Genomic DNA, 13,024 nt, shown 5'->3' on the forward strand with positions numbered 1-13,024 from the left:
TTAAAAATTCCATCCCCCCTATAAAATGAGGTACGGAGAAAAGGAGTTTCTCTACTGTGTAGTCGCTGAACTGAGTTTTTGATCGAGTCGCTGTGAATCATTCTTCTTTATTTTCGCTTAAACCTTACGTACTGATTTTCATGTGCGCGCTGTTGGCTGCCTGTCAAAAACCTGAACCTGTCAGCTTTCAAGAGCCCGCACAAATTGAAGCGTCTTCAACTCAAACCTTAGACTTAACCGACTTGTGCCAAAAAATTGACAAAAACATGTCAGAAATAGGTGCGCAGCGTACGACTTTTGCTTTAGAGCAAATCAATCAAGATCTTAAGCTGTGTTTGCCTTTACTCGGTTTTCCACAACAAAAGCATTTATTGGGTTTATCCAATAAAATGTACCATGACTTTTTATCGGTCGAACGTACGCCGCAACAGCAGCGCGCTTTTGAAAGTTATGCTCTAGAAATGGCGCAACATCCGACCATTCAACAAAGTCTTTTTGAGCAACTCACCATTCGCGACCAATACCTCATCAAACACCAAGGACAGTCTTATGTCGAGTTGTTTGATGCAGGCGAAGGACAAGTGCATTACCGCCGTAGCCCTGAATATTTAGCCAAAATTTTTGCGCCTTATCTACCCGTCGCAGAGCAAGAGTTTATTGAACATCTGGCGACACAAAATCAATACCCTGCCGTGATTGGGAGTCAGGTCAAAATTGATGCCAAAGAAATTGCGGATCGTGCGTTGTATTGGGAAAGCTATTTACAGCAATATCCGAAAAGTAGCTACCACCAAGATGCACGTCATCTATTAAATCTATACTGCACCCTCTTGTTTATCGGACTGGATACTCAACGCGTTTACGATGGCTATACCGTACAAAGCAATTATTTGGAAGAAATTGAGCGCCTTGCCGCATTAAAAAATTCAATAGTGACGGATCAAGCGCGTTTATTTTTAAAGTTCGTGGCGCTCAGCCCTGAACAAAGAGCAGCGCAAATCATCTTGCCTGCTTCCGCTCATGCGCAGCGCCTAGGTGCAGATCAACTCTTACAAAGACAATTAGCGCATTTTATCCAATTGCGCATGGTCCAACCCGATCAAGGCAAAGACTGCTTAAGCGATGCCATTTGCTTAGAACGTTGAACATATATCCTTTCACACTTTGAATAAAAAGGTCGCTGTTTTTAACAACATTGCATGTTAAGATGATGCATCGCTTGACGGAGCGCGAGTAATTGCTCGCTGAGATCAGCTAAGACTTTTCAATAAAGTTTTGAAGCTGAGTACCGTTGAACCTGATCAGGTTAAGACCTGCGTAGGAATCAAGCCATCTAAAAACTGAACGCCTTTCATTGAACTATTTCCAGTAGAAATACATCCGTTGCATTTGTATCATCAAATTAACAACACACAGAAATAGCTTCAATTGCTATCGTTTTTGGTCGTGCTTGATTCGTTGATGTCATTCATAAGGATCATTGCAATGAACCAGTTAACGAATCTTTCCGCTGAAATTTCAGCACAACATGAACAAGATGCCAAAGATCTGACCCGTATCTTGCCTGCCTCTAAAAAAGTCTATATCCAAGGTTCTCGCCCAGACATTCAAGTCCCCATGCGTGAGATTGAACTGACTGAAACCCCAACAGGCTTAGGCGGTGAGTACAATCCACCAGTAATGGTGTATGACACCTCGGGCGTGTATACCGATACCAATGTCAGTATTGATCTGAACAAAGGTCTACCGAATGTCCGTGAAAGCTGGATTGAAGAGCGCAACGATACCGAAATGTTAGACAGCCTCAGTTCAAGCTTTGGCCAAGAGCGTTTACGGGATATTCGTACCGCTAATATCCGCTTTGCCCATATTCAAAAACCACGTCGTGCCAAAGCAGGCCACAATGTCACGCAGATGCATTATGCCAAACAAGGCATCATTACTCCTGAAATGGAATACATCGCTATTCGTGAAAATCAGCGTCAACGTGAAGGAGTCGATGCACGTCAGCACGCGGGGCAAAACTTTGGTGCGCATAACTTGATGGAAATCACGCCTGAGTTTGTACGTAAAGAAGTGGCTGAAGGGCGTGCCATCATTCCTGCCAATATTAACCACCCTGAAATCGAACCCATGATCATTGGCCGAAACTTCTTGGTAAAAATCAATGCCAATATTGGTAACTCGGCTCTCGGCTCTTCAATCGATGAAGAAGTCGCAAAAATGACGTGGGCAACTCGTTGGGGTGCAGACACCATCATGGACCTTTCCACAGGGAAGAACATCCATGAAACCCGTGAGTGGATTATCCGTAACTCACCTGTTCCGATTGGTACTGTACCGATCTATCAAGCTTTAGAAAAAGTCGATGGGGTGGCGGAAGACTTGACATGGGAAATCTTCAAAGACACGCTGATCGAACAAGCTGAGCAAGGCGTAGACTATTTCACCATTCATGCGGGTGTCTTATTACGTTATGTTCCAATGACGGCGAATCGTCTCACTGGTATCGTGTCTCGTGGCGGTTCGATCATGGCGCAGTGGTGTTTGGCTCATCATCAAGAGAACTTCCTCTATACGCATTTCGATGAAATCTGCGAAATCATGAAAGCCTATGATGTGTCATTCAGCCTCGGCGATGGCCTACGTCCGGGGTGTATCCAAGATGCCAATGACGAAGCACAGTTCTCTGAATTACGCACTTTAGGTGAGTTGACCCATCGTGCATGGAAACATGATGTGCAAGTGATGATTGAAGGTCCAGGGCATGTCCCAATGCATATGATCAAAGAAAATATGGATCTACAACTTGAAGTCTGCCAAGAAGCGCCCTTCTACACTTTAGGGCCATTGACCACCGATATTGCCCCAGGTTATGACCATATTACTTCTGCGATTGGTGCGGCGATGATTGGTTGGTATGGGACTGCCATGCTGTGTTATGTCACCCCTAAAGAACACTTGGGCCTGCCGAACAAGAAAGACGTCAAAGATGGCATCATCACCTATAAAATTGCAGCACATGCAGCAGATTTGGCCAAAGGTCATCCGGGTGCGCAAGTCCGTGATAATGCCCTATCTAAAGCACGTTTTGAATTCCGCTGGGAAGATCAGTTTAATCTCAGCCTTGATCCAGACACGGCGCGTAACATGCATGATGAAACCATGCCGAAGGAAGCGCACAAATCTGCGCACTTCTGTTCAATGTGTGGTCCCAAGTTTTGCTCGATGAAAATCACCCAAAACGTGCGTGATTATGCACAAAATCAGCAAAACGCTACACTGAATAAAATTCAGCAAGAAGAGGTTGAAAACGGTCTCGATAGCATGAAAAAACAATTCCATGCAACCGGACAAAACTTGTACCAAAAAGTGTAAGTTGATAAAAAACCTTTTGTAATCATGCGATTCTCAGTTAGGATGAAATGATAAATTTCATCCTGATTGCGCTTTATGAACATAATTAAGCAAGCTACATATCACAGTGAAGATGTCCAAATTGTAGACAGGGCCTTTGTTTTTCAGGGTTTTGTTCAAGTAGAAAAAGTAAATTTACGTCATCGCCTGTTTAATCAAACTGAGTACACCGCTGTGATTTCACGTGAGCTCATTCAGCGTCCTGAAGCTGCGGGTGTCTTGATTTATGATGATGCACAAAAAAAATTTGCCTTGATTGAACAATTTCGTATTGGTGCTATGGATGATCAAGATTCAGCTTGGCAATTGGAGATTATTGCGGGAGTACTCGATGGTGATGAATCACCAGAAAGCTGTATTCGCCGTGAAGCATTAGAAGAATCAGGCTGTCAGATTGAACACTTACAGCATCTGTTTAGCTTTTACCCTTCTGCAGGTGCCTGTGCGGAACTGTTTCATCTGTATAGTGCTGCGGCCGATTTACCCGAACAAGGTGGTGTATTTGGTATGCCCGATGAAGGTGAAAATATTTTATTACACCTGATTGATTATGCGCAGATCGATACATTACTTTCCAATGGTCGGCTCAGAAATGCGCCTGTCATAATGGCCTTGCAATGGCTACAACAACAGATTAAAACGACAAGGAATGTCTAAGGGGTCAGGCATGACTTTAAATAATGAGAAAAATTGGACCATTATCCAAATTTCAGATACGCACTTGATGGATCAAGATCATCTGGAGTTTGTACGTATGAATCCAGAGCAAAGCTTTCATCATGTGATGCAACACATTGTGGAACGTCATCCACAAATTGATGCCTTCGTCCATACGGGCGACTTGGCACAAGTACCTGTGCCTCGAACCTATCAACGCTATTTAGACTTTATGCAGAGTTTAAAGACGCCGTTTTATCAGGTTCCGGGCAATCATGACAATGCCGAACACTTCCCTTTTCATCAGCAGCAAAACAAAGTTCATGTGATTCACTTTGGCCCTTGGAGCGTAGTTTTACTCAATAGTGCTGTCAAAGGTAAAATCGATGGCTGGGTCGATGAAGCACAATTGAACCAACTGGAACAGATCCTACAAGAATTTGCCCAGCAACACATTGTGATTGCCTGTCATCATCATCCTTTTGAAATGCAGTCAAAATGGATTGATCAACATAAACTCAAGAACACCCAAGACCTCACTGCGGTTCTTGCGAAATACCACAATGTCAAAATTGTGCTGTCGGGACATGTCCATCAAGAATCATGGCGTGAATGGCATGGTATTCAGTTTTACTCGACGCCATCTACCAGTGTCCAATTTAAGCCTTTAAGTGATCATTTTACCTTAGATGAGCAAGCACCGGGTTATCGTATTTTACAATTAAACGCAGACGGCAGCCATGAAACCCACATAGAACGTGTCTTACACGCACAGCAAAAAATAAATGTTGAAATTTCAGGTTATTAACTTTTCATTTTTATCGTTTTCAATTACCTTAGTTGCTCTTACGAAAAAGTGATCAATTTAATCCAAACATCAAAGACTATCAAAATACTTAAAAAGTCTATATGATGACGACCCCCGAGGGTGAATCTCCTCGAGGGTGGATAAAAACACTTGCATATCACCATATTTTTTGCGTATTAAAGATACGTATATGATGAGGATTGCCCTAAATGGCGAATGACAACCAAAATACTGTCTTAGACGAACAAACTGATGTTGTAGATGAAAAATCTACAAAACGTGTGCGCAAAACTAAGCCTAAAGCGACTGACGGTGGTTCTACTGCAAGCTTATTTGGTATTGAACCTTATCAGCCGAAAAAAAATGAAGAATACATGTCTGAAGGTCAGCTTGAGCACTTCCGCCAAATTTTGTTGGCATGGAAAGCAGAGTTGATGTCAGAAGTTGACCGCACACTCAACACCATGCAAGACGAAAACACCGCTTTGCCTGATGTGAATGACCGCGCGACACAAGAAGAAGAGTTTGCAATTGAACTACGTACACGTGACCGTGAACGTAAACTCATCCGCAAAATCGAACAATCAATTGAAGCGATTAAAAACGATGACTATGGTTTCTGTGAAACCTGTGGTATCGAAATTGGTCTGCGCCGTTTAGAGGCTCGTCCAACTGCGACTTTATGTATTGACTGCAAAACACTGGCAGAAATCAAAGAGAAGCAAAATAACGGTTAATCATGTTATTCAATAATCCTCCCCCAACCCCTCCTTTACATAAGGAGGGGGACAACAGGATGGCTTATGTGGGTCGGTTTGCGCCATCGCCAACCGGCCCTTTGCATTTTGGTTCACTCATCACAGCCGTTGCCAGTTATTGCGAAGCTAAAGCACATCAAGGCACATGGTTGGTTCGTATTGAAGATACCGATATCCCGCGTATTTACCCCGGCAGTGAAAGCCATATCTTGCATTGTATCGAGGCTTTCGGCTTTCAGCCCGATGCGGAGATCATTTTCCAAAAAGATCGTCTCGACCTATATGAAGACGTGATTCAACAACTGCATCAACTCAAACTGGTCTATGCTTGTCAGTGCACCCGCAAAATGCTCGGTTCTAACCACATTTATGCAGGCACCTGCCGTGACCTTGCTCTGCCTTTTGAGCAACAAGCCATTCGCGTCAAAGTGGAAGATGTCGAGATTTGTTTTGATGATGCTCTGCAAGGCAGACACTGCTCACAACTGGCACATGAGCTCGGTGACTTTGTACTGAAACGCCGCGATGGCATTATCAACTATCAATTAGCGGTAGTGGTAGATGACTACCTACAAGGCATCACCCATGTGGTTCGTGGTGCAGATCTATTGGATAATACCGAGCGCCAAATTTATTTAGGTCAGCTCCTAAATTACCCGCGCCTTAGCTATATGCACCTGCCTTTGGCCATGAATGATCAAGGGCAAAAGTTGTCTAAACAAAACATGGCACAGGCACTGGATCTTAACCAAGCACCTGCACTACTCGCTCAAGCGATACATGCTCTAAATCAGCCAATTGTCGAGCTAGGCCACCCTGAACGAATGTTGCAACAAGCCATTGCACAATGGGATGTTTCACTGATTCCGCACCGTACCACCCTGCGTGGTATCTATTTATAGCAAAACCATTACAGCAGAAACTCAATGCTAGGTATAGCGCGCAACTTTTCAATTGAAGCAAATTCAAAAAATTAGATTATTACAGTCACATTCATCATGAAAGAATGATGGATAAATACGCTGATGAGAAACACAATTTAGGAAGGACTCAAACGCTATCCGCATAACGAAAATACGTTTCGTCTGCGGAAAGCGTGATGAAAGAAGAACCCGCTTAGAAGCTGGATTCTTCTTTGGTTGGATTGGCACTTTGTGTTGTTGCATCAATTTTCAAAATCAAACTGATCATCACTGCGCACATAATCAGTGATGAACCGCCATAACTAATGAAAGGTAGCGTCAAACCTTTGGTTGGCAGCATCCCCATATTCATACCTGCGTTTACCAAAATTTGCAGTAAGAAAATAATCGATACCCCATAAGCCAAATAACCCGCACGCAAGTACTGATTTTTCAAGGCACGATGACCGACTTTGATACAGCACAGCAACATGGTAAAGGACAGAATTAAGACCGTAGTGATCCCGAAAAAGCCAAACTCTTCGCCTAAAATGGCCAACATGAAGTCGGTATGCGCTTCAGGCAAGTAGGCCATTTTCTGTACACTGTGGCCAAGTCCTACACCAAACCATTCACCACGCCCAAAGGCCATCAAGGCATTGGAAAGCTGGTAACCAGTGCCTAGCGGATCTTCCCAAGGGTTTGAGAAAGACATTAGACGTTCAAAACGGTAAGGCTCAAACACAATCAAAAAGACAAAGGCCGCAAAAATTGCACCAAAAGCCATACCAAACTGAATCAACGGCGCGCCAGCAAGGAAGAAGATACCGAGCATCATCAAACTAATCACCACGGTTGCACCCAAGTCGGGCTCCGCAATAATCAAACCCACCGTCAACAGCATAATAATACCGAGACGGATCAAACCTTTGATGTTATTTCTTACTTCTTCGGCACGGCGTACCACATAGTCCGCTGTGAAAATCGCCATCATCACTTTGGCGACCTCAGAAGCCTGTAACGTAAAGCCCGCAACACGAATCCAGCGGGTCGAACCATTGACCTCCGTACCGACAACCAATACGGCGGCCAGCAGTAAGATGGTCAAAATCCACAGCGGAAAGGTGTTGTTGAACCAAACATTGAGTGGAACTCGGTATACCGCATAGGCCAAAACACCAGCCACCGCGATTGAAATCCCGTGACGAAGGACATAGTGAAATGAATTCTCATGAAGGCGTTCAGCATAAGGCATCGACGCAGATGCGACCATGATCGAACCTAAACACAACAACGCAACGACGCAAAAGATCAACACATTACGCGGTGTCACTTCGCTGGGTACACGCGGCGCCCAACGGCTATAAAACTGATTCATTTTATTGATCGTTGTCTGAGCAAACTCAGCCATCTCAATTTCCTTATTATTTTTTAGTGGAGTTTTTGCACACAAGCGACAAACTGATGTCCGCGCTGTGGGTAACCACTGAACATATCAAAACTTGCACATGCGGGTGACAATAACACGACATCATGGGCTTGGGTATGGGCTTGGCAAAGTGCAACCGCCTGCTCTAAAGTCTCAGCATGCAGCAAGGTCGTTGTTCCTGCCACGGCTTGTTCAATCAACGCCGCATCTTCACCAATCAACACAGCCACTTTCACGTATTTGCTCAAAGCCTCACGTAAAGCGCTAAAATCTTGTCCTTTGCCTTGACCACCTAAAATGATCGCGACTTTGCCGCCTTTGGCTTCAATCGCAGCACCTAGACCATCAATTGCAGCCAGTGTTGCGCCTACATTGGTGCCCTTAGAGTCATTATAGTAACGAACCCCCTCAACGTCTTTCACAAACTCACAGCGATGCTCTAAGCCTTTAAAGCTTTTTAAAGTTTCAAGCATAGACTCTAGTGGTAAGTTGATTGCCTCGCCCAAAGCCAAACAGGCCAAAGCATTGGCCACATTGTGTGTGCCTTGAATATACATCTCTGCACTGTTCAATAAACGTGTGCGGCCACGAGCCAACCAGATCGTACCGTCGTCATCTCTTAATACACCGTACTGATTCATATCAGGCGCATTTAAACCAAAGCTTTGCATTGGCGTAGCATCAGGGACCAAAGGACGAGTAAGTGAGTCATCACGGTTATGAACGACTTTTTTCACACCTTGGAAAATGCGATGCTTCGCGGTGTGATAGCCCATCATATCGCCATGACGGTCAAGATGGTCTTCACTCATATTCAGCACCACCGCAACTTCAGCTTGTAAATTTGAAGTGGTTTCTAACTGAAAGCTGGATAGTTCTAAAATGTATAAATCTGGCTCATCTTTGGTTAAATCCAACGCTGGGCGACCAAGGTTCCCGCCTACCGCGACTTTCACGCCTGCATGTTCAGCCATCAGACCAATCAAGGTTGTCACGGTACTTTTTGCATTCGACCCAGTAATGGCCATAATTGGCTTATCTGTTGCACGGCGTAGGATTTGAATTTCACTCACCACGGGAATGCCTTTGGCAATCGCAGCTTGAATTTCAGGTAATTTCGGATCGAGCCCAGGGCTAATAATGATTTCTTCAGCAGACAACAACAGTTCTGCATCAAACTGACCAAAACGGGTTTGTACCTCTGCTGGAATTTGGTCATGACCAGGCGGGGTCGATCGAGAGTCTGTTACTGCAACGCGGTAGCCTTGGTTATGTAAAAAATTGACCGCTGCAACACCAGAAATGCCGAGCCCTGCAACGACCTTAAGTCCACCACGTTGTATTAACATTTTCGCCCCATGCTTGGTCTGAGATTTATCTGCGGAAATGTTAGCACTTTGCTGTTTTGAATGCTTTTTCTGTTTTGACTTTCCTGCACTTTTTTTGTGTCAGTGCGTAAAAAAGCCGTCCCTCTTGGACGGCTTTTTTATTTGTGAGCAAAAATCGTTTTATTTCCACTTCACCGCTTGAACTTCAGGCTTTTTCGCATTGCTGTCTTCTGTTGCTGGGCAGGCACAGTTTCCGCCACACCCGCCAGCCATTGACGGCTTTAACCACATCGCTAAACGGGTCCAACCGCGAGCCTCACACAGCGCAGACAAAGACATGAAAACTGAACCCGATGTCTTAGGAAATACTTTCTTAAATACCACCACTGCACTCCAGATCACTAGAGCAGCAACAATTAGAATTTCAATCATCTCAATCTCCTCGCCTATTTACGCCGATTAGCCCAAATAGTGCGTTGCAATTTGATAGGTCAGGAATGACATTAAATAAGCCAAACCAAACAAGTAAATGGTCATAAAACTCACGGTTTTCCATGAACCTGTTTCACGTTTGACCGTCGCCAAAGTCGCCAAACAATGCGGCGCATAAATAAACCACACCAATAAAGACAGACCTGTCGCTACCGACCAGCCGAGCTCACCGCCACTACTGATGAGCGAAGCCAAACCTTGTGACATGGCATCTTCATCAACAGCGGATAAGGCATATACCGTACCTAAAGCCGCCACCACTACTTCACGAGCAGCCATGGCTGGAATCAAGGCAATACAAATCTGCCAGTTGAAGCCCAGCGGTGCAAAAATTGGTTGCAGTAAATGACCTAGCATCCCGGCAAATGAATAATCAATTTCAGGTAAAGTCGCGCCTTCAGGAGCTTGCGGGAAGGTACATAAGAACCACAGCAAAATAGACAACGCGAAAATGATGCCACCCACGCGACGCAAGAAGATCTTGGCACGGTCAAGTAAACCAATCCAAATATTCTTTAAGTCAGGGAAACGATAGCTTGGCAACTCCATCATCAACATATGTTGTGACTTATCTTTCTGGAAGAACTTCAGAACGAAAGATACACACAGTGCACTCGCAATCCCGGCCATATATAATGCAAACAACACCAAACCTTGCAGATTGAATAGGCCCCAAACGGTTTGTTCAGGAATAAAAGCGGCAATTAACAAGGCATATACAGGTAAACGTGCAGAACACGTCATCAGCGGTGCAACAAAAATCGTGGTCAAACGGTCACGCGGATCACCAATGGTACGCGATGCCATGATGCCCGGAATTGCGCAGGCAAAGCTTGATAACAATGGAATAAAGGCACGCCCAGAAAGACCTGCTTTAAACATCAGTTTATCCAGCAAAAACGCGGCACGCGGTAAATAACCCGACTCTTCCAACACCAAGATAAAGAAGAACAAAATTAAAATCTGCGGTAAGAACACCACCACACCACCCGCACCCGCAATAACTCCGTCCACCACCAAGCTATTAAGCAAAGGTTGGCTAATCACGCCACCAGCAGTTTCACCGAGCCAACCGAAGAAAGTTTCAATCCCATCCATAAACGGCGCAGCCCAAGCAAAAACGGCTTGGAAGACAATAAACATCATGACGGCAAGGCTAACTAAACCCAAAACTGGATGTAGGAAAATCTTATCTAGAAAATCAGTTCGCTTGTCTTCTTCATCGACGTACTGCACAGCGTCATGTAATAAATTTTCTACTTTCTCATGTGCAGTGTCGCCTTTTAAACCCGTCAGCTCGGTATAAGGCACGGCATATTTGCCCTGCTCTAAAGCGCTAAGCAGGCTTTCAATACCCGAGTTACGCACCGCAACCGTTTCAACGATCGGCACACCCAAGCGCTCAGAAAGCTTTTGGGTATTGATTTGCATGCCACGGCGACGTGCTTCATCCATCATGTTTAAAACGATTAACATTGGACGGCCCAATGCAATCAGTTCAATCACTAAACCAAGGTGAAGTTTGAGGTTGGTTGCATCAACCACACATAAGAAAGCATCTTGCTGATCTTCGTCTGCAATTTTCCCCATCACCACATCGCGGGTAATCATTTCATCAGGGCTGGTCGCATCTAAGCTATACGTCCCTGGCAAATCCAGAACGCGAACCGCTTGACCAGAAGGAAGAGTAAATTGACCAACTTTACGCTCAACCGTTACACCCGCATAGTTACCTACTTTTTGGCGTGTTCCAGTGAGATGGTTAAATAACGAAGTTTTACCGCAGTTTGGATTACCTACAAGGGCAACACGCAAGGCATCACTCATCTAGGTGCTCCTTCGACTTGAATTTCAATTTTTTCAGCTTCAACTTTTCTTAAGGCGAAACGTGTAAAACCCACTTGGATTAAAATTGGATCGCCACCAAAAACACCTTTGGTAATCACCTGTACTTTTGTACCTGCGACAAAGCCTAATGTTTCAAGACGACTAGCCACCAAATCAGTCTGAGCTTCGCCATCCAAAGTATGATTCACTTTGTTAATGATGGCAGTTTGTTTGACTTTTAAATCAGATAAACGCACCGCATCCAACCCTTTAATATTTTGAACAGTATACAAACAAATGAGAATAATTACCAAATCAGATTCGATAATGATTCGCATCTGTTATAACACATCGACAAGCGAGAATGATTACACTACATTGAATAAAACCCCTATTCCTTGTTTTTGTCTTTCCGTGATGATGTGCTTGAGAGTTTTATGTTAAATAAAAAACCGCGTGTGCCTGCGCCTGTTCAAATCCCAACTCAGCTCAGTTTTTTACATGGCTTTAAAGATTATCTCATTGCACAAACCGTCAGCCCGCACACCCGAAATGCTTATCTCTCTGACTTATTGCAGTGCAGCGAGTGTAGTCTGGTGAGCATGCCCGAATGGAGCAGTGACGATGTCGCCGATGTTCTGCTGACCCTCACAAAGCAAGGTAAAAGCCCGCGCTCCATTGCGCGCTGTCTGTCTGCTCTGCGTTCTTTTTTTAAGTTTCTACGGGAACAAAAACTGCGTTCAGACAACCCTGTCGCGCTGCATAAAACACCCAAAATTGGCCGTGCACTGCCTAAAGACTTGTCTGAGCAAGACGTGGATGCCTTAATTCAAGCCCCCGATATTGAAACCGCTCTTGGACTCCGTGATCGTGCCATGTTTGAAGTGTTATATGCCTGTGGTTTACGTGTATCTGAGCTACTGAACCTACGCCTAGACTTAATCAATTTAAAACAAGGCTATTTAAGAATTACGGGTAAGGGCAATAAAGAGAGACTGGTGCCTTTAGGGCAAATAGCCGTGGAATGGGTCGAAAAATACTTAATTGAGTCCCGTCCGCAATTATATAAATCTGCAACTGACTATCTATTTTTAACTCAACATGGCGGCATTATGAGTCGGCAAAACTTTTGGTATGCCATTAAACGCTATGCCTTACAAGCAGGGATTCAGGCTGAACTGTCTCCACACACCTTACGACATGCTTTTGCAACGCATTTACTCAATCACGGTGCCGACTTGCGTGTGGTACAAATGTTATTGGGACATAGTGATCTGTCCACGACGCAAATTTATACCCATGTCGCACAAGTGCGTATGCAACAACTGCATGCCAGCCATCACCCTAGGGCTTAAGGTCTTGATCATCCATAACTTAAGGCTGTTTTTAGCACGAAGACTACGAAG

General features: G+C 44.5%; 12 protein-coding genes and 1 riboswitch. Of the genes, 7 read left to right on the forward strand and 5 right to left on the reverse strand.

The genetic code is table 11. The features are described 5' to 3' along the window. Nucleotides 1-92 precede the first annotated feature (92 nt). The 6 genes from AC4CU2_RS15820 to gluQRS all read left to right on the forward strand — a co-directional run bounded on the left by AC4CU2_RS15820 (nt 93) and on the right by gluQRS (nt 6,542). On the forward strand, nt 93-1,145 hold the full coding sequence (locus AC4CU2_RS15820; protein WP_490769087.1) for a hypothetical protein: 1,053 nt from the start codon (nt 93-95) through the stop codon (nt 1,143-1,145). 68 nt (nt 1,146-1,213) lie between these two features. Beyond that, nucleotides 1,214-1,341, forward strand: a riboswitch (TPP riboswitch). 144 nt (nt 1,342-1,485) lie between these two features. Continuing rightward, on the forward strand, nt 1,486-3,378 hold the full coding sequence (gene thiC, locus AC4CU2_RS15825; RefSeq protein WP_490769088.1) for a phosphomethylpyrimidine synthase ThiC: 1,893 nt from the start codon (nt 1,486-1,488) through the stop codon (nt 3,376-3,378). A gap of 75 nt (nt 3,379-3,453) precedes the next feature. Continuing rightward, nucleotides 3,454-4,074, forward strand: a complete 621-nt coding sequence (locus AC4CU2_RS15830) for an NUDIX domain-containing protein (protein WP_490769089.1) — start codon at nt 3,454-3,456, stop codon at nt 4,072-4,074. 10 nt (nt 4,075-4,084) lie between these two features. Next, nucleotides 4,085-4,882 carry a 3',5'-cyclic-AMP phosphodiesterase gene (gene cpdA, locus AC4CU2_RS15835; RefSeq protein WP_490769090.1) on the forward strand — a complete coding sequence of 266 codons (798 nt, stop codon included), beginning with the start codon at nt 4,085-4,087 and terminating at the stop codon, nt 4,880-4,882. Between the two features lie 209 nt (nt 4,883-5,091). Then, entirely contained in the window at nt 5,092-5,619 is a 528-nt protein-coding gene (gene dksA / locus AC4CU2_RS15840; protein WP_004692816.1) for an RNA polymerase-binding protein DksA, read from the forward strand. A 2-nt stretch (nt 5,620-5,621) separates the two neighbouring features. Next, nucleotides 5,622-6,542 (forward strand): tRNA glutamyl-Q(34) synthetase GluQRS, encoded by a 921-nt coding sequence (gene gluQRS, locus AC4CU2_RS15845; protein ID WP_490769091.1) that lies wholly within the window; start codon nt 5,622-5,624, stop codon nt 6,540-6,542. A gap of 214 nt (nt 6,543-6,756) precedes the next feature. On the opposite strand, the gene ftsW is transcribed toward gluQRS, so the two are convergent. The 5 genes from ftsW to AC4CU2_RS15870 all read right to left on the reverse strand — a co-directional run bounded on the left by ftsW (nt 6,757) and on the right by AC4CU2_RS15870 (nt 11,875). Then, a complete protein-coding gene (gene ftsW, locus AC4CU2_RS15850; protein WP_004692818.1) occupies nt 6,757-7,953 on the reverse strand; it encodes a putative lipid II flippase FtsW in 1,197 nt (398 codons plus the stop codon). A 20-nt stretch (nt 7,954-7,973) separates the two neighbouring features. Then, nucleotides 7,974-9,320, reverse strand: coding sequence for a UDP-N-acetylmuramoyl-L-alanine--D-glutamate ligase (murD, locus tag AC4CU2_RS15855; RefSeq protein WP_490769092.1), 1,347 nt, complete (start codon nt 9,318-9,320; stop codon nt 7,974-7,976). A gap of 159 nt (nt 9,321-9,479) precedes the next feature. Continuing rightward, nucleotides 9,480-9,731 carry a DUF6587 family protein gene (locus tag AC4CU2_RS15860; RefSeq protein WP_062033275.1) on the reverse strand — a complete coding sequence of 84 codons (252 nt, stop codon included), beginning with the start codon at nt 9,729-9,731 and terminating at the stop codon, nt 9,480-9,482. A gap of 27 nt (nt 9,732-9,758) precedes the next feature. Continuing rightward, nucleotides 9,759-11,618: a ferrous iron transporter B gene (feoB, locus tag AC4CU2_RS15865; protein ID WP_348958317.1), complete on the reverse strand. Its 1,860-nt coding sequence runs from the start codon at nt 11,616-11,618 to the stop codon at nt 9,759-9,761. Beyond that, a complete protein-coding gene (locus tag AC4CU2_RS15870) occupies nt 11,615-11,875 on the reverse strand; it encodes a FeoA family protein (protein ID WP_010325703.1) in 261 nt (86 codons plus the stop codon). The genes feoB and AC4CU2_RS15870 overlap by 4 nt, the downstream gene beginning before the upstream one ends. 180 nt (nt 11,876-12,055) lie before the next feature. On the opposite strand from AC4CU2_RS15870, the gene xerD reads away from it, so the two are divergent. Next, on the forward strand, nt 12,056-12,973 hold the full coding sequence (xerD, locus tag AC4CU2_RS15875; RefSeq protein WP_062033281.1) for a site-specific tyrosine recombinase XerD: 918 nt from the start codon (nt 12,056-12,058) through the stop codon (nt 12,971-12,973). The last annotated feature ends 51 nt before the right edge of the window (nt 12,974-13,024 follow it).

It is taken from the genome of Acinetobacter sp. 797_lipA (genome assembly GCF_058243025.1).